The following is a 19,495-nucleotide window of genomic DNA, read 5'->3' on the forward strand; positions in this document are numbered from 1 at the left end:
TCTGATGAAAACCCTTATTGCCTCCCTGTTGCTGCTGGCGGGCTTGTTCGGCGCCGGTCAGGCCAGCGCCGCCATCGACGTCTACACCTTCGACAGCGATGCCCAGGAGCAGACCTTCCGCGAGTTGACCAAGGAGCTGCGCTGTCCCAAGTGCCAGAACCAGGACATCGCCGATTCCAATGCCGGGCTCGCCAAGGATTTGCGGGACAAGACCTACCAGATGGTACGCGAGGGCAAGGAGAAGCAAGAGGTGGTGGATTACATGGTGGCCCGTTACGGCAACTTCATCCTGTATGATCCGCCCCTGATGGCCTCCACCCTGATCCTCTGGCTTGGCCCCCTGCTGGTCATCGTCATCGGCGCCACCACGGTCGTGGTGCGCAGCCGCCGTGCCCCGGCGGCGACAAAACGAATGGATAACGCCCTGAGCGAAGAAGAGCGGCGCCGTCTGGCCGAGTTGCTCAAAGAGGAAGAGAAACAATGACCGCATTTTGGATAGTGATCGCGGCCCTGCTGGTGCTGGCGAGCCTGGCGCTGATCCTGCCGCTGTGGCGCGGCGAGGGCAGGCAGAGCATCAGCCGCTCGGCGCTCAACAAGCAGCTCTACCGTCAGCGTCTGCTGGAGATAGGTGAGGAGCGTGAGCAGGGGATACTGGCCGAGGAGTCCGAGTCCCTGGTGGAGCTGCAACGCAGCCTGCTGGACGACATCCCCGACGTGGAGCAGAGCGCCCGTGGCGGCAAGAGCCTGACTTGGATCCCGGGTGTGCTGGTGCTGGTGGTGGTGAGTCTGGGGCTTTATTACAAGCTGGGGGCCTGGCAGGAGGTGAGCCGCTGGCAGGATGCTAGCAGCCGTCTTGGTGAGCTGAGCAACCGTATCCTGGTGGAGCGGGATAGCAATGTCACTGAGCAGGATCTGCTGGACTTCACCCTGGGGCTGCGCACCCGGCTGAAAGAAGAACCGAACGACTATCGTGGCTGGCTGCTGCTGGGGCGTCTGACCCTGGATGGCAATGACCCCGAGATGGCCCGCGAGGCGCTGGAGCGGGCCTATTCCCTGGCCCCGCAGAAGGCCATGGTGGCAGTGCCCTATGCCCAGGCCCTGATGATGACGGGGGAGGAGGCCAGAGCGGATCAGCTGCTGCAGGCGGCTATTGCCCAGGATCCGGCCAACATAGAGGCGCGCTCGGTTCATGCCTTCATGGCGCTGCAGAAAGAGGACTTCCAGACCGCGCTGGTTCGCTGGCGAGCCATGTTGCCGCTGCTGGAGCAGGGCTCGACCCGCCACGCCATGGTGGAGCGCTCCATCGAGTATGCCGAGCAGCAGCTCAAGCAGCGTGGCATGGCCGTGACAGCCGCACCTGCCGCCCAGGGCGCTCAGGTCGAGCAGGGCAATGCCCAGGTAGTGGTGAAGGAGGGAGAGTATCCCCTGCACATCACTCTGGCGCCAGGCATCCAGTTGCCTGAGGACGCTCACCTGTTCGTGTTTGCGGTGATCCCCAACGGCCCACCCATGCCCATCGCGGTCAAGCGCATCCCGGGCCCGCAGTTGCCCCTCACCCTGTCACTGGGGGATGGGGATGCCATGATGGAGGGCAGCAAGCTGGCGGCTCATCCCGAGCTGCAGTTCAAGGCCCGTCTCTCCCGGGGCGGCAACGTGATGAACAAGGAGGGCGCTTTTGAGGGCGTCTCGGTCACGGTATCGACGAATGCTATCCCCACAGTGCCGATTGACATCCGCATCGATCACGCACTCTAATACCTCTTTTACATAGGTAGCCCGCCCCTGGAGGGGCGAGCTACCTATAATTCATGGCAATTCCCAATAAAAAGCTTAGGACTTTCATATGTATCTGCGTTCAGGAGCATTGGCAGTGGCACTGCTGTTGGGGGGCTGTGCGGGTGGCCCTCCCAAGCCGGGTCCAGAGAGCCTGGATCTCAAGGAAACCCCCAGCCGTCCCGAAGCGACCAGCACGGCCAGCGATCCCCGTGACCCCTTCCAGGGCGCCAACCGCGCCATGTGGGCCGTCAACTATGACGTGCTGGAGCCCTATGTGGCCCGCCCCGTGGTCCATGGCTATGCCCGTTATGTGCCGCAGGGGGTGCAGGACGGTATCGCGAATTTCGTGGATAACTTCGACGAGCCGAGCAGCATGGTCAACCACCTGCTGGTCGGTGACCTGAAGGGGGCGGGGACCAACCTGGGCCGCTTCACCCTCAACACCACAGTGGGTCTGCTGGGTATCTTCGACGTGGCCAGACATGCCGGCCTCGAGCGCAACATGCTGGAAATGGACACCGTGCTCGGCAAGGCGGACATCGGGGATGGTGCCTACATCATGGTGCCTGTCTACGGCCCGACCACCACCCGCGAGCTGGTGGGGGATACCATCGATACTGTGTACTTCCCCTACGCGCTGCTGACTTTCCCCATGAAATTCATTCACTGGGCGCTGGATGGCCTGGGTACCCGCGCCAAGCTCATCGATCAGGAGCGGATCATCGACAATGCGCTCGATCCTTATGCCCTCACCAAGGACTTCTACCTGCAGTACAACGACGGCAAGGTGACGGGTCGCCAGCCTGAGCTCAAGCAGCAGGGCCAGCAGGAGGATGACAGCAACCTGGACGAATATCTGGACGAGATAGACCAGTAAGGTCAATGGTTATCAGAAAGGCGCCGATGGCGCCTTTTTCGTTGCTTGCCTGCCATAAAAAAACGCCCCGCAGTGCGGGGCGTTTTGGCATGAAGCGGCTATCAGGCAGCCAGGTTCTTGGCCACGAATTCCCAGTTGACCAGGGCCCAGAAGGTTTCCATGTACTTCGGACGCAGGTTGCGGAAATCGATGTAGTAGGCGTGCTCCCACAGGTCGACGGTCAGCAGCGGGGTGGTCCCGGCTTCGGTCAGCGGGCAGCCGGCGTTGGAGGTGTTGACGATGGCCAGGGAGCCGTCGGCTTTCTTTACCAGCCAGGTCCAGCTGGAACCGAAGTTACCGATGGCAGACTTGGTGAACGCATCCTTGAACTCGGCGAAAGAGCCGAATGCCTTGTTGATGGCATCGGCCAGGGCGCCGGTAGGCTCGCCACCGCCGTTCGGGGAGAGGCAGTGCCAGTAGAAGGTGTGGTTCCAGATCTGGGCGGCGTTGTTGAAGACACCGCCGGTGGAGGTCTTGATGATCTCTTCCAGAGACTTGCCTTCAAACTCGGTACCCGGCACCAGGTTGTTCAGGTTGACCACGTAGGTGTTGTGGTGCTTGCCGTGGTGGTATTCCAGGGTTTCCTGGGAGATGTGCGGTTCCAGAGCATTGATTGCATAGGGCAGAGCGGGAAGTTCGAATGCCATTTTCTACTCTCCATTGGCTGGTCCGTGCGAAGGCGACGGTTGCAAGACATTGCATACTCTTTTCTATGTTGAAAAGAATTGTTCTTGAAATGATGGGGCCTGAACGGCCCAAAGCCCGTCGATTGTAGCAGCATCAAAGATGAGCGAACAACTCTTGATTCTCGCCATGATCCGGATCAAGCTGCGACGTATTGATTCATCACTTCTTGCATTCGGGACCGTTTGCCAGTTTGTGGTCTGCCCGGTTTGCAGTAGAATGGCCGCCGAAATCGCTCTAGTGAGGCATTTATGGAAACTATTGAAAAGATCAAACAGCAGCTGGCTGAGAATCCCGTCATCCTATACATGAAGGGATCCCCCAAGCTACCCAGCTGCGGTTTCTCTGCCCAGGCCTCCCAGGCCCTGATGTCCTGTGGCGAGCCCTTTGCTTACGTCGACATCCTGCAAAACCCGGACATCCGTGCCGAGCTGCCGAAATTTGCCAACTGGCCGACCTTCCCGCAACTGTGGGTGGAAGGTGAGCTGGTCGGTGGTTGCGACATCATGATCGAGATGTTCCAGGCCGGCGAGCTGCAGACCCTGATCAAGGAAGTCGCCGCCAAGCACAAGCAGGATGATGCCGCCGCCGAATAAGGTCGCATCCGCATCATGCAAAAAGGGGAGCCATTGGCTCCCCTTTTCTATGCGTGCGCAGGGCCTCAGCCGATGCGCTCGATCCGTGCCATGTAGAAACCGTCGAAGCCGGTTTCGGACGGGCTCACGGTGTGATCGTCACGCAGCCGGAAGTTCTCGTTGGCCGCGAGGAACTTGTCCACCTGTTGACGGTTCTCCTGGGGCAGGATGGAGCAGGTTGCATAGACCAGCAGACCACCCACCTTCACCATCTGGCTGTAACGCTGCAGTATCTCTTCTTGCAGGGCAACCAGCACCGGCAACCGCTCGGCGGTGTCACGCCACTTGGCATCCGGATTGCGCTTGAGTACGCCAAGACCGGAGCAGGGCACGTCCAGCAGCACGCGGTCGGCACTCTCTTTGAGGCGCTTGACGGTCTTGCTGCTGGTGATGACCCGGGTCTCCACGTTGTGGGCACCGGCGCGGCGGGCGCGTTGCTTGAGGTTCTCCAGCTTCCACTCTTCCACGTCCATCGCCAGCAGGCGGCCTTTTCCCTCCATCATGGCGGCGATATGCAGCGTCTTGCCACCGGCACCGGCGCAGGCGTCGATGACGCGCATGCCCGGGGTCACTTCCAGCGCGGCCGCGACCAGCTGGGAGCCGGCATCCTGCTGCTCGAAGCAGCCGTCGGCGAAGGCCTTGGTGCGGAACAGGGCGGCGTCAGAGGTGACCTGCAGGGCAGTATCCACCCCATCGACGGGGATGGTGGTGACGTGCTCTTTGGCCAGAATGGCCTGCAGCTCTTCCCGGCTGCACTTGAGGGTGTTGACCCGCAGGTAGCGCTTGGGCATCCAGGCCAGGGCAGCACGCTCGGCGGGCCAGGCGTCACCCAGCTGCTCGCTGCCGAGTTTTTCCAGCCAGGAAGGGCAGCCATCCATCAGCACCGGGTTCTTCTTGGCCTCGGTCAGACGGCGACGGAACGCCTCTTCGTTGAAGCGATCCAGGGTCGGGTTGTTGGGCTGGGCAATCTTGTGGAAGGCGTGCCAGCCGTGCAGCAGCGGCCAGACATTTTTTTCGGCCTGACGCACCTGGATGCCGGTGAGGAAGCAATAAAGACTGAGACGACGCAGCAGGTCGCCGGTGACCAGGGCAATCCTTGCCTGTTCTTGCGGTTTGAGTTCGATGCCGGAGAAGTGACGGGCATAGGCGCGGTCGAGGGTAAGACCCTGACCCAGCACATCGTCAACGATGGCAACGACCAGATCCCCGAAACGGGGCAACAGTGGGGATTTGAGCATGAGATTAACCTTGGCCAAAAAAGGATGAACCGGCCCGTGACACAGGAGGGTTCTGAAACGGACAAATCCGCGCCATGATAGGGGCTAGACTGCATTGGTGCAACCGTCCCCATTCGGGGAATGTACAGCGGATGGTGCTGGACTTCTCACCGTGGCAGGAAAATGATGCTGAGGCAGTTCAGGCGAACGCATTGAAAAAGGAATAAAAAGATGCAGTTGATGAAATACTCTCCGCTGGCGCTGCTGGTGGCCGGTCTGATGAGCACCACCGGCCTGGCCGCCAGTGAGTGGAATACGGTGGCGGCAAAGGCCACCGCTGCCGATGGCTATGAGGTGCGAGCCAGCCAATATCGCATCGCCACCGTACCGGCCGATTACTTCGCCGGTTTGCTGGGAGGGGAGCATCGACTGACCCTGCCGCTGCCGGATGACAAGGAGGTGACCTTCAGCCTGCAGCCCTATGATCTGCTGCCGGCAGATCTTGCCGCCAAGTACCCCGGGATCCGGACCTTCAAGGGACACGACGAAGCAAACCCGGTCGAAACCGGGCGTGTCGATCTCGGTCCCCAGGGTTTCCACGCCATGTTCAGCCACCAGGGCCGGATGGTGTTTGTCGATCCCCTGCGCAACGGCGAGGGCTATGCGGTCTATTACCAGCAGGATGCCCACAGCCGGCTGGAAGAGGAGGCCGATCGCGTCATCGGCAGCAAGGCCGGCACGTTGGCCCGCCAGGTGCTGGTGGATGGCAACGAGCGCAAGCGCTACGTCATCGCCATCTCGGCGGCGGGGGAGTACACCCAGTATCACGGCGGGACTGTGGAGGCCGGTCTCGGCGCCATCACCACCCTGCTCAACCGGGTCAACGAGGTGTACCAGCGTGACGTGGCAGCCGAGTTCCAGCTGGCCAGCGGCAACGACACCATCATCTTCACCGACGCGGCCACGGATCCCTTCTTCAACGGGGATGACCCGTCCGGCTCTGGCCTGAGCGACGTCGACGTCAACATGCAGGTGCAGGCCGTGGCGCAGACCCAGGGGCTCGGTGCCTTCGACATCGGTCACGTGGTCAACACCGGGGGCGGTGGGCTGGCGGGGCTGGGAGTGCTCTGCACCGCGGATAAATCGGCAGGCATGACCGGTTCCTCGAACCCGGTGGGAGATGCCTTCTTCATCGACTACGTGGCCCACGAGATTGGCCACCAGTTCGGGGCCGACCATACCTTCAACGGCACCACCGGCAGTTGTGGTGGCGGCAACCGGGAGGCCAGCCAGGCCTGGGAGCCCGGCAGCGGCAGTTCCATCATGGCCTATGCCGGGATCTGCGGGGAAGAGGACCTGCAGGCCAACAGCCTGCCCTACTTCCACAGCAAGTCCATCGAGCAGATGCGGGCGCACATGGCCACGGTGTCGAGCTGCGGTACCACCCAGAGCCTCACCAATAATGCGCCCCAGGTGGCCGCTGGCAACGACCATGTGATCCCGGCCAACACCCCCTTCGTGCTCAAGGGGGCCGGCACCGATCTGGATAACGACGCCCTGAGTTACACCTGGGAGCAGATCGATCTCGGCACCGAGTCCTTCAGCGTCGCCAGCATGGTGGACGACGGCAGTCGTCCGCTGTTCCGTTTCGTGGCGCCGACCAGCGCGCCGGAACGCACCCTGCCAAGCCTTCCCTCGCTGCTCACCAACACCCTGGCGAAGGGGGAGGCTTGGCCTGCCACCAACCGGGATCTCAACTTCCGCCTCACGGCTCGGGACGGCAAGGGGGGTGTCAGCAGCGACGACATGAAGATCCAGGTGGTCAACACCGGCAAGGCCTTTGCACTGACCAGCCCCCTGGTGACGCCGCTGGCAGCCGGCCAGACACAGACCATCGACTGGGACGTCGCCGGTACCAACGCGGCCCCCATCAACTGCAGCAAGGTAGATCTCTACATGACCCGGGACGAGGGGGTGAACTGGACCCTGCTCGCCGGCGGCCAGCCGAACTCGGGGTCGGCGAGTGTCGCCATTCCGGCGGGCAGTGACGGCACCGCCAGGCTGAAAGTGGCCTGCAGTGACAACCTCTTCTTTGCCATCAGTCCGCTCAAGCTGTCGGTGACCCAGCGCGTGGAAGGGGGCGGCGGTGGTGGCGGTGCCCTCGGCTTCTGGACCCTGGCCCTGGCGTTGCTGGGCTGGCAACGGAGGCGGGCATGAGACTGGCCGGCGTGCTGCTGCTCACCCTGATAGGCGGCTGCCAGGCCGATGCCGACGCCCTGGATCAGGCGATCAGTGCCAGCCTGGCCAAGCAGGATTACCGGCTGATCGTGCGGGCCGGGCGTGGCGAGGTGGCACCCGGCATTGCGGTGGGTGAACAGGCGGCAGCCAAGGCCCGTTGTGGCGTGCGCTATCTGGACGGGTTCGGCGATGTCATCAAGCCGGATCAGAAAGAGGCCCATGCCAGACTGAGCACCTATGCGGCGCAATACAATCAGCGCATGCTGGCCCATTGTCCGCCGGTTGACGGCAAACCATAGACAGGCGGCAGCCTGCTCGCAGAAAAAGGGAGGCATGGGCCTCCCTTTCCTTTTTTGCACCGCTATTTGGTCGCCCCGAGCCTTGTACCCATGACGTGCTCGTCGCACAATGCCTGCACGCATCGCCGCACGGGCGGCAAAGAAAGAGAGAAGGAAAATCAAGATGATGGATGTGGCTGATCTGCGTCGTGAATACACCAGGGGCGGGCTGCACCGGGCCGATCTGCCGGCCGAACCCCTCGCCCTGTTCGAGAAGTGGCTGGCCCAGGCGTGCGAGGCCAGGCTGACCGATCCCACCGCCATGGTGGTGGCGACCGTGGATGCCGAGGGGCAGCCCTGGCAGCGTACCGTGCTGCTCAAGCACTACGACGCCCAGGGGATGGTCTTTTACACCAACATGGGCAGCCGCAAGGCACACCAGCTGGAAGGCAACCCCCGTATCAGTCTGCTCTTCCCCTGGCACACCCTGGATCGTCAGGTGCACGTGACCGGCCGGGTGGAGAAGATGAGCACCTTCGAGGTGATGAAGTACTTCCACAGCCGCCCCAAGGACAGTCAGATAGCCGCCTGGGTTTCCAAGCAGTCGACCCGCATCTCGGCCCGTGGCGTGCTGGAGGCCAAGTTCCTCGAGCTCAAGCAGAAGTTTGCCAATGGCGAGGTGCCGCTGCCGAGCTTCTGGGGTGGTTTCCGGGTGCGGATCGAGACGGTGGAGTTCTGGCAGGGGGGTGAGCATCGCCTGCACGATCGCTTCTATTACAGCCGCGAGGGGGATGGCTGGCACATCGAGCGCCTGGCCCCCTGATGAACCTTGCCCGGCTCAAGAACTTCACCGAGATAGTGAAGAACAACTTCAACATCTCGGCGACGGCGGAGAAGCTCTACACCTCCCAGCCGACCCTCAGCAAGCAGATGAAGATGCTGGAGGAGGAGCTGGGGCTGGCGCTGTTCACCCGCAAGGGCAAGAACCTGGCGGGCCTGACCCCCATGGGGGAGCAGGTGATGGAGCTGGCCAAGGGGGTGGTGGCCCAGGTCGAACAGATTGGCCAGCTCTCCCTCGGTGACCAGCTGGCCACCAGCGGGGTGCTGCGCATCGCCACCACCCACACCATGGCCCGCTACAAGCTGCCCGCGGTGATCACCGCTTTCTCCCGCCGCTACCCAGCGGTGGGCATCCAGCTGCATCAGGGGGCGCCGGCCCAGCTGGCACAGATGGTAGAAAACGGGGACGTGGAGATGGCCATCGCCACCGAGTCCATGCACCTGTTCGAGGAGCTGGCGACCGTTCCCTGTTACCGCTGGGGGCGCGGCGTGGTGGTACCCCATGGTCATCCTCTGCTCGACTGCCAGCCGCTGGCCATGGCGGATCTGGCCCGTTATCCCCTCATCACCTATGTGTTCGGCTTCACCGGCAGCTCCAAGATGGACAAGGCGTTCGGCCGTCATGGCCTCAGTCCCCGCATCGTGCTGACCGCCACCGACAGCGACATCATCAAGCACTATGTGCGCCTCGGCATGGGGGTGGGAGTGATCGCCACCTCGGCGTTCGACGAGGCGGACAGGGAGAGCCTGGTCTGTCTCAACATCGATCATCTGATCGCCTCGAGCACGGCCCATGTCTGCCTGCGCAGGCATGCCCATCTGCGGGACTACATGTACGACTTCATCCACCTCTATGCTCCCCACGTGAGTCGGGAGACGGTGCAGCTGGCGTTGCTCAACCAGTCGCTCCCCACCAGTGCGGCGACCCTGCCCTGGTTGTAGCGCCGGATCTGTGCCGCGGCGCGACATGGCAGGGATAGAAAGAGAGGCGTAATGGACAGGCGTCGAGGGTGCAGGGTGACGAGGCCCTCTTCCCCGAGCAGTGAGGTTAGGGGCCGCGGGAATGAGGTCAGAGAGCGATTCAAGCTGGGCGACATCGTTGGCGTGAAGGCGGTCATGATCCTGTTCAATACGCATAAAGAATCCGAAACCAAATCAACTGGTTTCGGATTCTTACACAGCAGAGGGTCGGTCAATGGCCCCTGGATTGCCCGACATTAACGCTGCGGCGTCATTTCTTGCTGTTTCAGCCGGGATCATCCCCCCCGCTGAAAGCGGAAGCGCTTCTTGCGCCGATAGGGATAGACATCCTCGAATACCCCCTCCTTGATGTTGCCCTGCAGCATCTTCCAGTAGTTGGCATCAAACAGCTCCTTGTGCACCTGCATCATGATCTCCCGCACCTGGGGCTTTTGCAGCAGGAAGGTGGCGAACTCCTCGGGGAAGATGTCATTGGGGGCCACCGAATACCAGGGCTCGGCACTCCACTCGTCCTCCGGGTAGCGTGGCGGCGGGATCTGGCGGAAGTTGCACTCCGTCATGTAGCAGATCTCGTCGTAGTCATAGAAGACCACCCGGCCGTGGCGGGTCACGCCGAAGTTCTTGAACAGCATGTCGCCGGGGAAGATGTTGGCCGCCGCCAGCTGCTTGATGGCGTTGCCGTACTCCTCCAGCGCGAGCCGGGTCTGCTGCTCGTCCGCCTGATCCAGATAGAGGTTCAGCGGGATCATCTTGCGCTCTGTGTAGAGGTGCTTGATCACCAGCTTGTCGGCCGTAATGGTGAGCGCCGAGGGGGCCACCGACTTGAGCTCGGCCAGGAGCTCCGGCGAGATGCGGTCCAGGGGAAACTCGAAGTTGGTGAACTCCTGGGTGTCGGCCATCCTACCCACCCTGTCGTGCTGTTTTACCAGCCGGTATTTCGCCTTCACCTGCTCGTGGCTCACGTCCTTGGGCGGCGTGAACTCGTCTTTTATCACCTTGAACACCACATCGTAGGAGGGGAGGGTGAACACGCTCATCACCATCCCCTTGATGCCGGGTGCGATGACGAACTGCTCCCGGCTCTGGGCCAGGTGTTGCTGGTAGTGGCGATAGAGCTCGGTCTTGCCGTGCTTCTGGCAGCCGATGGCGTTGTAGATCTCGTAGTCCGGCTTGCGGGGCATGATCTGGCGCAGGAACAGCACGAACAGGGCCGGCACCGGGGCATAGACCATGAAGTAGGCGCGGGCGAAGCCGAATACGATGGAGGCCAGCTCAGGCTCGAAGATGACGGTGTCCACATAGATGCTCTGGCCGGTGCTGAGCAGCGGCAGGATGAAGGGATGCACCTCGCCTTTCACCCGAATGAGGCCCACCAGATAGGCCCCCTTGTTGCGGTAAAACACCTCCTTCAAGAGCTCGATGGCGAATGGCTCCTCGTGCAGTATGGCCGGGCCGCTCTCCGCCAGATGGCGGTGAATGTCGATGATGTCCCGCTGCTTGTCCTCAAAGGGCAGGGTGAAGCTGTAATCCCCGAGCAGCTGGCTCAGGGTCTGCGGCAGGTGGGCAAGGTCGGTGCGATAGACTCGCAGCAAGGCGCTCAGATCCGGGTGCTCACCCCGACTGCGAAAGGGGTGGATGTAGAGATTCTCGTCGCGGATGTTGCGATGGCGGAAGATCCGGCGATAGACGGAGTTGAAGAAGGACTCCGCCACCTCGAAGTTCTCGCAGCGGGGCAGCAGATCGCTGAAGGCCCCCTTCACCTGCTTGAGCAGGGCCTGGGTCGGCAACTGCTCCCCCATCATCTGCTTGATGAGGGCGGTGGTGGCACCGACGTGATGATCATAGAGGCGAATGCGCTCGCGCCCGGCGAGCTGCACCCCCAACCAGTCGCTGTTCTCGAAGCGGCTCTTGCTGCCCTGGGTTATCTCGAGAAAGCGGCTGTAAAACGACTCGAAACGCTGCAAGATCGTCTCGGCGACCGCCTGTTCCAATGGCTGCTGCATCTCTCTCTTCCTTGTGATGTATCGGGCCGATGGCGTCTGTGCCGGTAGGCAACGGGCTCACTCGTCCGGCCACTATGGCAACATCCAAACATCTGTTCAAGTGGCAATGTTCGGGGATAAACGGTAGATTGCGCCCCTGTTTTACCGGCGGTTTGCTGCAGTTCGCGGCGTCGGCCCTGTTCAGGAGAAACCCGATGAAACTCTATTTTGTACTGGTAGCCCCCGCTCGCGCGGCCAATGTGGGTGCGGCCGCTCGCGCCATGAAAACCATGGGCTTCGATGCCATGCGACTGGTAGGGAGCCGGGTACACGAAGAGGAGGAGGCGAGCTGGGTCGCCCATGGCGCCCAGGAGATCCTGACCGAGGCACGCGCCTTCGACACCCTGGAGGAGGCCCTTGCCGACATGGATCTGGTGGTCGCCACCACGGCCCGCCAGCGTGGCCGTTATCAGCACTACCTCACCCCGGCCGAGATCCGCGATCAGATCCGCGCCAAGCCTTCCCTCGAAAAGGTGGCCATCGTGTTTGGCTGCGAGGAGTCCGGCCTCTCCAACGAGCAGCTTGCCCAGGTGGACCTCATCAGCTATCTGCCCCTCAAGGTGAGTTATCCCTCTTTGAACCTGGGGCAGGCGATCATGCTGTATGCCTACGAGATGAGTCCCCTGCTGGACGAGCCCCAGGTGGTAGCAGAAAATTTTGATGGTGCCGGGCAGGTTCGCGTACTCAAATCAAAAACAGCAGAATTGCTTGGTGAACTCGGAGTTTCTCAGGATGAAAAGCTGCATCAATGGGTGATGGACCGAGTACCCATGCTGCCGCAGCGGGATCTGAATATGCTGCATCTGCTCTGCAAAGACCTCGCCCGCAAGTTTGGCAAAGAGGTTTAGGTTGACAGCCCAAGGTCCGGCAAGGTATTGCTAACAACCAGTTTCGTTCAAGAGTGTTCGTCATGCAGCTATTCACCAACATCATCACCACCACCATTATTACCGGTACCACCACAGGTGGCACTGGGGCCGGTTGATGCGCTGACGAACAAGCACAGAAATCTTAAAAGGCCCGTACCCACCCAGTACGGGCCTTTTTGTTGGATTGGTTTTTAGATTGCATTTCATAGATTTACAGGGAGAGAAAGCGATGAGAGTGTTGAAATTTGGCGGGTCGTCACTGGCCGACGCAGAGCGTTTCTTACGGGTCGCCGATATCGCGGTGAACACCCACGGCCAATCCCAGGTTGCCCTGGTGCTGTCGGCTCCGGCCAAGGTAACCAACCACCTGGTGGCCCTGGTAGAGCAGACCAGCCGCGGCATGGATGCCAGCAATACCCTGTTTGAAATCAACGGCATCTTCTCCCGCCTGCTGGCGGGCTTGAAGGCGGCCTATCCGGCGCTGGATGACAAGGCGTTGCAGGCCCGTCTCACCGCCGAGCTGGATCAGGTGGAGCGCCTGATGCAGGGTATCCGCCTGCTGGGGCTCTGCCCGGACAACGTCCAGGCCCGCATCCTGAGCCGGGGGGAGAACCTCTCCATCGCCTTCATGCACGAGCTGCTGCGAGTGCGCGGTCTCGAACTGGATCTCATCGTGCCGGAGCAGCTGCTGGTGACCGACGGCGGTTACCTCGAAGCCCATGTGGACATCGAGGCCTCCCGCCTGCGCTTTGCAGCCAAGGGCTTGCGCTCCGACTGCCTCTACCTGATGCCGGGCTTCACCGGTGGCAGCGACAAGGGCGAAACCGTGCTGCTGGGCCGTAACGGCTCCGACTACTCCGCCGCCGTGCTGGCCGCCTGTGTGGATGCCGAATGCTGCGAGATCTGGACCGACGTGGAAGGTTGCTACAACTGCGACCCGCGCCTGGTGCCTGACGCCTACCTGTTGAAAACCCTCTCCTACAAGGAGGCGATGGAGCTCTCCTACTTCGGTGCAAAGGTGCTGCACCCGAAAACCATCGCCCCCGTGGCCCAGTTCCACATTCCCTGCCTCATCAAGAACAGCTTCAACCCGCAGGGGCCGGGGACGCTTATCGGCGTCGAGCAGGGGGATGACGATCTCAAGGTGAAGGCCATCTCGGATCTCTCCGGCATGTGCATGTTCAACGTCTCCGGCCCCGGCATGAAGGGCATGGTGGGCATGGCGGGCCGGATCTTCTCCGCCGTCTCCCGCGCCGGGGTCAGCATAGTGCTGATCACCCAGTCATCTTCCGAATACAGCGTCAGCTTCTGTATCCACAGCTACGACAGCGACAAGACCCGCAAGGTGCTGGAGCGCGAGTTCGAGCTGGAATTCAAGAACCAGCTGCTGGATCCGCTGGAGATCATGACAGATCTCGCCATCATCTCCCTCATCGGTGACGGCATGCGCACCTCCAAGGGGATGGCTGCACGCTTCTTCACCTCGCTGGCGCAAGCCTCCATCAACATCGTCGCCATCGCGCAAGGGTCGAGCGAGCGTTCCATCTCTGCGGTGGTGCGGGATCGCAAGGTGGCGGAAGCCATCAAGGCGTGCCACCAGAATTTCTTCGGCAGCCAGCAATTCATCGATCTCTTCGTGGTCGGGGTCGGCGGCGTCGGTGCGGCCCTGGTGGATCAGATTGCCCGCCAGCAGCCGGTGCTGGCCGAACAGGGCACCGGTCTGCGGGTGGTCGGCATCGCCAACAGCCGCCAGATGGCGGTCAACAAGGATGGCCTGAGCCTCGCCAACTGGCGTGAGCAGCTGGTGGAGGCCCGTGACAGCTTCAGCCTGGAAGCGGTGAAGAAGCTGGTGGAAGAGAGCCACCTCATCAACCCGGTGATCGTCGATTGCACCTCGAGCGAGGCGGTCGCCGTTCAGTATGCTGACTTCCTGGCCGCCGGTTTCCACGTGGTCACTCCGAACAAGAAGGCCAACACAGGGTCGCTGGATTACTACAAGGCGCTGCGCCGCACCGCCCGCCAGACCCGCCGCAAGTTCCTCTACGAGACCAACGTGGGCGCGGGCCTGCCGGTCATCGAGAACCTGCAGAATCTCATCAAGGCCGGTGACAAGCTGCGCGCCTTCGACGGCGTCCTGTCCGGGTCGCTCTCCTTCATCTTCGGCAAGCTGGATGAGGGGATGGCTTTCTCCGACGCCACCAAGATTGCCCGTGGCAACGGCTTCACCGAGCCGGATCCCCGCGACGATCTCAACGGCATGGACGTGGCTCGCAAGCTGCTGATCCTGGCCCGCGAGGCTGGCATGGCGCTGGAGCTGTCCGACGTGGAAGTGGAGCAGGCGCTGCCCCCTGGCTTTGACGTCAGCGGCGATGTGGAGTCCTTTATGGCCCGTCTGCCCGAGGCCGATGGCTGGTTCCGCGATCAGTTCGCCCTGGCTCAGAGCGAGGGCAAGGTGCTGCGCTACGTGGGGTCGATTGAAGGTGGCAAGTGCAAGGTCGCCATCAAGGCGGTCGGTGCCGACGAGCCTCTGTTCAAGGTAAAAGACGGGGAGAATGCGCTCGCCTTCTTCTCCACCTATTACCAGCCCATCCCCCTGGTGCTGCGCGGCTATGGCGCAGGGACCGAAGTGACCGCCGCCGGCGTCTTCGCCGACGTGCTGCGCACCCAGAACTGGAAGCAGGAGCTGTAACATGAGTTCAGCGATGAACCCCGATTTTGAACAAGATGCCATGGCGCAGGGCGGCAGCGTGGTCGCCTATGCACCGGCCTCCAGCGCCAACCTGAGCGTGGGATTTGATGTACTGGGGGCGGCGCTCGCCCCCGTGGATGGCTCCCTGCTGGGGGATCGCGTCCAGGTCAAATCGGCAGAGGTGCCTTTCGCCCTCTCCTCCGTGGGCCGCTACGCCCACAAGCTGCCGGATGATCCCAAGAAGAACATCCTTTATGACTGCTGGCTCGCCTATGGCGAGGCGCTGGAGAAGCGCGGCCTGGGCCTCAAGCCGCTGGCGATGGTGCTGGAGAAGAACCTGCCGGTGGGCTCGGGTCTGGGCTCCAGCGCCTGCAGCGTGGTGGCGGCGCTGGAAGGGCTCAACGCCTTCCACGGCGCCCCCCTCAATGAACACGACATGCTGCTGCTGATGGGGGAGATGGAAGGCAAGATCTCCGGCTCCGTTCACTACGACAACGTGGCTCCCTGTTATCTGGGGGGCATGCAGCTGGTGTTGGAAGAGCACGGCGTCATCAGCCAGGGCATACCGGTGTTTGAGCAGTGGTACTGGGTGGTCTGCTACCCGGGCACCGTGGTCTCCACCGCCGCCGCCCGTGCCATACTGCCCGCGCAATATCGCCGTCAGGATTGCCTCACCTACGGTCGTCGCCTGGCGGCCTTCGTGCACGCCAGCTACACAGGGCAGGAGGGGCTGGCGGCCAGCGTATTGAAGGACGTGATCGCCGAACCCTACCGTGCGGCGCTGATTGAAGGCTTCAACGAGGTGCGGGCCCAGGGCGCCCAGAACGGGGCGCTGGCCACCGGCATCTCGGGCTCCGGTCCCACCGTGTTCGTGGTGATGAAGGATCTGGCCCAGGCCGAACGGATGAAAGAGTGGATGGAGGCGCACTTCGTGCGCAATGAAGATGGATTTGCCCGGGTCTGCAAAGTAGACATCGAAGGGGCACGGGTAACAGGAAGCGAGCTATGAATCTTTACAATATCAAGGACAAGAGTGAACAGGTCAGCTTTGCCCAGGCGGTGCGCCAGGGCCTGGGTCGCGAGCAGGGGCTCTTCTTCCCCGAAACCATCGCGCCCCTGACTGAAGTCGATGCCCTGCTGGACTTACCGCTCGCCGAGCGCTCCGCGCGCATCATCAGCCACCTGCTGGGGGACGAAGTGCCTGCTGCCAAGGTGAGCGAGCTGATCAATGCCGCCTTCACCTTCCCGGCGCCGCTGGTGAAGCTCAAAGACGGCACCTATGCCCTCGAGCTGTTCCACGGCCCGACCCTGGCGTTCAAGGACTTCGGCGGTCGCTTTATGGCCCAGTGCCTCGCGACCTTCCGCACCAACGACAAGATCACCATACTCACCGCCACCTCGGGCGACACCGGCGCCGCCGTGGCCCACGCCTTCTATGGCCTGGAGGGGATAGAGGTGGTCATTCTCTACCCGAAGGGCAAGATAAGCCCCTTGCAGGAGGCGCTGTTCTGCACCCTCGGCGGCAACATCCGCACCATCGCCATCGACGGCGACTTCGATGCCTGTCAGGCGCTGGTCAAAGATGCCTTCGACGATGAGGGGCTCAAGACCGCCATCGGCCTGAACTCCGCCAACTCCATCAACATCAGCCGCCTGCTGGCGCAGGTCTGCTACTACTTCGAGGCGGTGGCCCAGCTGCCCAAGGCCGATCGTGCCAAGGCGGTCATCAGCGTGCCGTCCGGCAACTTTGGCAACCTCACCGCGGGTCTCATCGCCAAGGCGCTGGGGCTGCCGGTGAAGCGCTTCATCGCCGCCACCAACGCCAACGACACAGTGCCGCGCTACTTGAAAACCGGCAGCTGGGAGCCGCACCAGACGGTGGCAACGCTGTCGAATGCCATGGACGTGAGCCGCCCCAACAACTGGCCACGGGTGGAAGAGCTGTGCCGCCGCGAAGGCTGGGCGCTGGAAACCTTGGGGTCTGGCATGCGCAGCGATGCCGAGACTCGCGATGCCCTTAAACGCCTGCACCAGCTCGATTACCTGTGCGAGCCCCACGGCGCCATCGCCTGGGATCTGCTGAATGAGCAGCTCGCCGAGGACGAGGTAGGGGTCTTCCTCTGCACCGCTCATCCGGCCAAGTTCAAGGAGTCGGTGGACGAGATCCTGGGTCTGGATGTGCCGCTGCCGGGCCCGCTCGCCAAGCACGCCGCCCTGCCGCTGCTCTCCCACAACCTGCCCGCCGACTTTGGCCGCCTCAAGGCCTTCCTGCTCGGTTAAGCACTAATGAAAAAATGAAAATCCCCCGCTTTTCTATCGAGAGCGGGGGATTTTTTATCCGGCCCGGGGCGGGCAACCCCCCCCGCCAGCCACCGAGGAGCAACGATGAATCCACATCCCCTTCGCACATTGATCGAGACCTGCGACGCCGCCATCTCCCGGCGCGACTTCGACGCCCTGATGGCCTTCTATGCAGAGGACGCCGCCCTGGTGGTCAAACCCGGCATGGTGGCGCGCGGCATTCCCGCCATCCGCCGCGCCTTCACCGCCATCTCAGATTACTTTGGCGGCCGGCTTGAGGTCACCCAGGGGGCCATGGAGGTGATAGAGGGGGCCGACAATGCCCTGGTGATCATGGAGACCCGGCTGCGCTACCCGGACGCGCAAGGCGGCCTGGTGGACGAGACCCGCCGCGCCACCTATGTGTTTCGCAAAGAGCCTGGCGGGCAGTGGCGCTGCACCGTCGACAACTCCTACGGCACTGCGCTGCTGGAGAGTAAATCGGGAGAGAGTAAATCGGAGTAAATCGGGATGAGTAAATCGGGACACTCACCTTTTTGACAGCGGCTTGGTCGTGTACTTGGCTTGAGAGGTCACGAGTAAATCGGGACACCCACCTTTTTGACAGCGGCTTAGTCGTGTACTTGGCTTGAGAGGTCACAGCCCAGGGGGTGAGCCATGACCATCGAGTAAATCGGGACACCCACCTTTTTGACAGCGGCTTAGTCGTGTACTTGGCTTGAGAGGTCACAGCCCAGGGGGTGAGCCATGACCATTGCCCGTTCACGTCAAATCAGCCTGCAAGATACGCCTTACTACCATGTGGTCAGCCGCTGCGTGCGGCGAGCTTTTCTGTGCGGGGAAGATGCCCATTCTGGTCAGAGTTACGAGTATCGTCGCCAGTGGGTGGTCGACAAGCTGGGCCAACTGTCGCGACTGTTTGCCATCGGTATTTGCGCTTATGCGGTGATGAGCAACCACTATCACCTGGTGCTCAAAGTGGAGCCCGACACCGCAGCAAGTTGGAGTGAGCGGGAGGTGGCCGAACGTTGGGCGGCACTGTTCCAGTGGCCGCTATTGGTGCGGCGCTGGTATCAGGGGGAATCCCTGATTGAGCCCGAACGGACTGTGGTGCAACAACTGATAGGGCAGTGGCGGGAGCGGCTTCATTCCATCAGCTGGTTTGTGCGGCTGCTCAATGAAAACCTGGCACGGCAGGCTAATCGGGAAGATAGCTGCAAGGGCCATTTCTGGGAAGGGCGCTTCAAGAGTCAGGCTCTGCTCACCGAATCAGCCCTGCTGGCCTGCATGGCCTACGTTGATCTCAACCCGATACGGGCGGCATTGGCGGACCGACCTGAGGAGAGCGATTACACCAGCATCAAGCAACGCTTTGAGGGAGAGCAACCAGACGCGCCATTGCCACCTTTGTTGCTGCCATTCGCAAGCCAAGCCCAACCGGAGGGCCTGCCTTATGCCTTTATCGATTATCTAATGCTGGTGGATTGGACAGGTCGCGCGATAAGAGCTGACAAGAGGGGTTATATTCCTGCTCACCTGGCTCCCATTCTGGCGCGATTGGGCCTTGATGGTGCCCGTTGGTTGAAACAAGTGACACTGTTCAGGCGCCAGGGCATCAGAGTGGTGGGTGACAGGGAGCATTGCCAGCGCTTTGCGCAGCACTGTGGTCAGCAACGATGTCACCAGCCGCCTTGTTAATCCGTTAGATCCCGTTTTACCCCCCTTGGCATTTGTTTGGTGTCAGGCATTACCACGTCTGAACACGCGCTCACCACGTCTGAACACGTGGCCCACCAAGTAAAAATCGCTTGCTTACCCGATCTCTAGCGGGTTCTTGGAGGAGCTGTGTGTGATGAGAGAGATAGCCAGCTAAGCAATGGCTGGCTCAGAAAGTTGGGTGTCCTAGATTCCCCTCTACAGCTATAGCGGTAGTCTGTGGGAGCCGTTGTCGGATACCGAGTTGCGTCGCGAGATGGCCGCCATCTTTACCGAACATGGCGCCCCGTTCGGTGACAAGGGGATAGCCGCC

General features: G+C 61.8%; 17 protein-coding genes. 14 read left to right on the plus strand and 3 right to left on the minus strand.

Going from position 1 to position 19,495, the window contains the following annotated elements; all coding sequences use genetic code 11:
• The first annotated feature begins 4 nt into the window (after nucleotides 1-4).
• From ACB039_RS18565 to ACB039_RS18575, 3 genes are all read left to right on the plus strand, one after another.
• On the plus strand, nucleotides 5-484 hold the full coding sequence (locus ACB039_RS18565) for a cytochrome c-type biogenesis protein (protein WP_005333041.1): 480 nt from the start codon (nucleotides 5-7) through the stop codon (nucleotides 482-484).
• A complete protein-coding gene (gene ccmI / locus ACB039_RS18570) occupies nucleotides 481-1,755 on the plus strand; it encodes a c-type cytochrome biogenesis protein CcmI (protein WP_371166189.1) in 1,275 nt (424 codons plus the stop codon). Before ACB039_RS18565 ends, ccmI begins: the two co-directional genes overlap by 4 nt.
• A gap of 88 nt (nucleotides 1,756-1,843) precedes the next feature.
• On the plus strand, nucleotides 1,844-2,653 hold the full coding sequence (locus ACB039_RS18575; protein WP_042648587.1) for a VacJ family lipoprotein: 810 nt from the start codon (nucleotides 1,844-1,846) through the stop codon (nucleotides 2,651-2,653).
• A 101-nt stretch (nucleotides 2,654-2,754) separates the two neighbouring features.
• On the opposite strand, the gene sodB is transcribed toward ACB039_RS18575, so the two are convergent.
• The gene (gene sodB / locus ACB039_RS18580) at nucleotides 2,755-3,339 is read right to left on the minus strand and encodes a superoxide dismutase [Fe] (RefSeq protein WP_005331469.1); all 585 of its coding nucleotides are present in this window, start codon (nucleotides 3,337-3,339) and stop codon (nucleotides 2,755-2,757) included.
• 288 nt (nucleotides 3,340-3,627) lie between these two features.
• Between sodB and ACB039_RS18585 the strand changes: the two genes are divergently transcribed.
• On the plus strand, nucleotides 3,628-3,972 hold the full coding sequence (locus tag ACB039_RS18585; RefSeq protein WP_005331467.1) for a Grx4 family monothiol glutaredoxin: 345 nt from the start codon (nucleotides 3,628-3,630) through the stop codon (nucleotides 3,970-3,972).
• Nucleotides 3,973-4,037: 65 nt separating this feature from the next.
• Here ACB039_RS18585 and ACB039_RS18590 read toward each other — a convergent pair whose 3' ends face one another.
• Nucleotides 4,038-5,249, minus strand: a complete 1,212-nt coding sequence (locus ACB039_RS18590; RefSeq protein WP_371166190.1) for an RsmB/NOP family class I SAM-dependent RNA methyltransferase — start codon at nucleotides 5,247-5,249, stop codon at nucleotides 4,038-4,040.
• A gap of 210 nt (nucleotides 5,250-5,459) precedes the next feature.
• On the opposite strand from ACB039_RS18590, the gene ACB039_RS18595 reads away from it, so the two are divergent.
• From ACB039_RS18595 to ACB039_RS18610, 4 genes are all read left to right on the plus strand, one after another.
• Complete coding sequence (locus ACB039_RS18595; RefSeq protein ID WP_371166191.1) at nucleotides 5,460-7,445, plus strand: reprolysin-like metallopeptidase; 1,986 nt, start codon at nucleotides 5,460-5,462, stop codon at nucleotides 7,443-7,445.
• A complete protein-coding gene (locus ACB039_RS18600; protein ID WP_041205334.1) occupies nucleotides 7,442-7,765 on the plus strand; it encodes a hypothetical protein in 324 nt (107 codons plus the stop codon). The genes ACB039_RS18595 and ACB039_RS18600 overlap by 4 nt, the downstream gene beginning before the upstream one ends.
• A gap of 163 nt (nucleotides 7,766-7,928) precedes the next feature.
• On the plus strand, nucleotides 7,929-8,567 hold the full coding sequence (pdxH, locus tag ACB039_RS18605; protein ID WP_371166192.1) for a pyridoxamine 5'-phosphate oxidase: 639 nt from the start codon (nucleotides 7,929-7,931) through the stop codon (nucleotides 8,565-8,567).
• Complete coding sequence (locus ACB039_RS18610; protein ID WP_371166193.1) at nucleotides 8,567-9,526, plus strand: LysR substrate-binding domain-containing protein; 960 nt, start codon at nucleotides 8,567-8,569, stop codon at nucleotides 9,524-9,526. Before pdxH ends, ACB039_RS18610 begins: the two co-directional genes overlap by 1 nt.
• A 314-nt stretch (nucleotides 9,527-9,840) precedes the next feature.
• On the opposite strand, the gene aceK is transcribed toward ACB039_RS18610, so the two are convergent.
• Nucleotides 9,841-11,568 carry a bifunctional isocitrate dehydrogenase kinase/phosphatase gene (gene aceK, locus ACB039_RS18615; protein WP_042648594.1) on the minus strand — a complete coding sequence of 576 codons (1,728 nt, stop codon included), beginning with the start codon at nucleotides 11,566-11,568 and terminating at the stop codon, nucleotides 9,841-9,843.
• Between the two features lie 194 nt (nucleotides 11,569-11,762).
• Between aceK and ACB039_RS18620 the strand changes: the two genes are divergently transcribed.
• The 6 genes from ACB039_RS18620 (at nucleotide 11,763) to ACB039_RS18645 (ending at nucleotide 19,164) form a co-directional block, all read left to right on the plus strand.
• On the plus strand, nucleotides 11,763-12,455 hold the full coding sequence (locus ACB039_RS18620; RefSeq protein WP_371166194.1) for a tRNA/rRNA methyltransferase: 693 nt from the start codon (nucleotides 11,763-11,765) through the stop codon (nucleotides 12,453-12,455).
• Between the two features lie 250 nt (nucleotides 12,456-12,705).
• Nucleotides 12,706-15,165 (plus strand): bifunctional aspartate kinase/homoserine dehydrogenase I, encoded by a 2,460-nt coding sequence (thrA, locus tag ACB039_RS18625; RefSeq protein WP_139751431.1) that lies wholly within the window; start codon nucleotides 12,706-12,708, stop codon nucleotides 15,163-15,165.
• Between the two features lie 40 nt (nucleotides 15,166-15,205).
• Nucleotides 15,206-16,174 carry a homoserine kinase gene (thrB, locus tag ACB039_RS18630; RefSeq protein ID WP_152565451.1) on the plus strand — a complete coding sequence of 323 codons (969 nt, stop codon included), beginning with the start codon at nucleotides 15,206-15,208 and terminating at the stop codon, nucleotides 16,172-16,174.
• Nucleotides 16,171-17,445, plus strand: a complete 1,275-nt coding sequence (thrC, locus tag ACB039_RS18635; protein WP_171268739.1) for a threonine synthase — start codon at nucleotides 16,171-16,173, stop codon at nucleotides 17,443-17,445. The genes thrB and thrC overlap by 4 nt, the downstream gene beginning before the upstream one ends.
• Before the next feature lie 105 nt (nucleotides 17,446-17,550).
• Complete coding sequence (locus tag ACB039_RS18640; protein WP_371166195.1) at nucleotides 17,551-17,970, plus strand: DUF4440 domain-containing protein; 420 nt, start codon at nucleotides 17,551-17,553, stop codon at nucleotides 17,968-17,970.
• A gap of 243 nt (nucleotides 17,971-18,213) precedes the next feature.
• Nucleotides 18,214-19,164: a transposase gene (locus ACB039_RS18645; protein ID WP_139751427.1), complete on the plus strand. Its 951-nt coding sequence runs from the start codon at nucleotides 18,214-18,216 to the stop codon at nucleotides 19,162-19,164.
• The last annotated feature ends 331 nt before the right edge of the window (nucleotides 19,165-19,495 follow it).

The organism is Aeromonas sp. S2(2024) (genome assembly GCF_041402505.1).
Classification (GTDB): Bacteria; Pseudomonadota; Gammaproteobacteria; order Enterobacterales; family Aeromonadaceae; genus Aeromonas; species Aeromonas media.

What these genes read in the sequence shown, in the direction of transcription:
- sodB (WP_005331469.1), bottom strand. Translation starts at nt 3,339, where the DNA reads ATGGCATTCGAACTTCCCGCTCTGCCCTATGCAATCAATGCTCTGGAA.
- aceK (WP_042648594.1), bottom strand. Translation starts at nt 11,568, where the DNA reads ATGCAGCAGCCATTGGAACAGGCGGTCGCCGAGACGATCTTGCAGCGT.
- ACB039_RS18640 (WP_371166195.1), top strand. Translation starts at nt 17,551, where the DNA reads ATGAATCCACATCCCCTTCGCACATTGATCGAGACCTGCGACGCCGCC.
- ACB039_RS18600 (WP_041205334.1), top strand. Translation starts at nt 7,442, where the DNA reads ATGAGACTGGCCGGCGTGCTGCTGCTCACCCTGATAGGCGGCTGCCAG.
- thrA (WP_139751431.1), top strand. Translation starts at nt 12,706, where the DNA reads ATGAGAGTGTTGAAATTTGGCGGGTCGTCACTGGCCGACGCAGAGCGT.
- ACB039_RS18610 (WP_371166193.1), top strand. Translation starts at nt 8,567, where the DNA reads ATGAACCTTGCCCGGCTCAAGAACTTCACCGAGATAGTGAAGAACAAC.
- ccmI (WP_371166189.1), top strand. Translation starts at nt 481, where the DNA reads ATGACCGCATTTTGGATAGTGATCGCGGCCCTGCTGGTGCTGGCGAGC.
- ACB039_RS18595 (WP_371166191.1), top strand. Translation starts at nt 5,460, where the DNA reads ATGCAGTTGATGAAATACTCTCCGCTGGCGCTGCTGGTGGCCGGTCTG.
- ACB039_RS18645 (WP_139751427.1), top strand. Translation starts at nt 18,214, where the DNA reads ATGACCATTGCCCGTTCACGTCAAATCAGCCTGCAAGATACGCCTTAC.
- ACB039_RS18585 (WP_005331467.1), top strand. Translation starts at nt 3,628, where the DNA reads ATGGAAACTATTGAAAAGATCAAACAGCAGCTGGCTGAGAATCCCGTC.
- pdxH (WP_371166192.1), top strand. Translation starts at nt 7,929, where the DNA reads ATGATGGATGTGGCTGATCTGCGTCGTGAATACACCAGGGGCGGGCTG.
- ACB039_RS18565 (WP_005333041.1), top strand. Translation starts at nt 5, where the DNA reads ATGAAAACCCTTATTGCCTCCCTGTTGCTGCTGGCGGGCTTGTTCGGC.
- ACB039_RS18575 (WP_042648587.1), top strand. Translation starts at nt 1,844, where the DNA reads ATGTATCTGCGTTCAGGAGCATTGGCAGTGGCACTGCTGTTGGGGGGC.
- thrB (WP_152565451.1), top strand. Translation starts at nt 15,206, where the DNA reads ATGGCGCAGGGCGGCAGCGTGGTCGCCTATGCACCGGCCTCCAGCGCC.
- ACB039_RS18620 (WP_371166194.1), top strand. Translation starts at nt 11,763, where the DNA reads ATGAAACTCTATTTTGTACTGGTAGCCCCCGCTCGCGCGGCCAATGTG.
- ACB039_RS18590 (WP_371166190.1), bottom strand. Translation starts at nt 5,249, where the DNA reads ATGCTCAAATCCCCACTGTTGCCCCGTTTCGGGGATCTGGTCGTTGCC.
- thrC (WP_171268739.1), top strand. Translation starts at nt 16,171, where the DNA reads ATGAATCTTTACAATATCAAGGACAAGAGTGAACAGGTCAGCTTTGCC.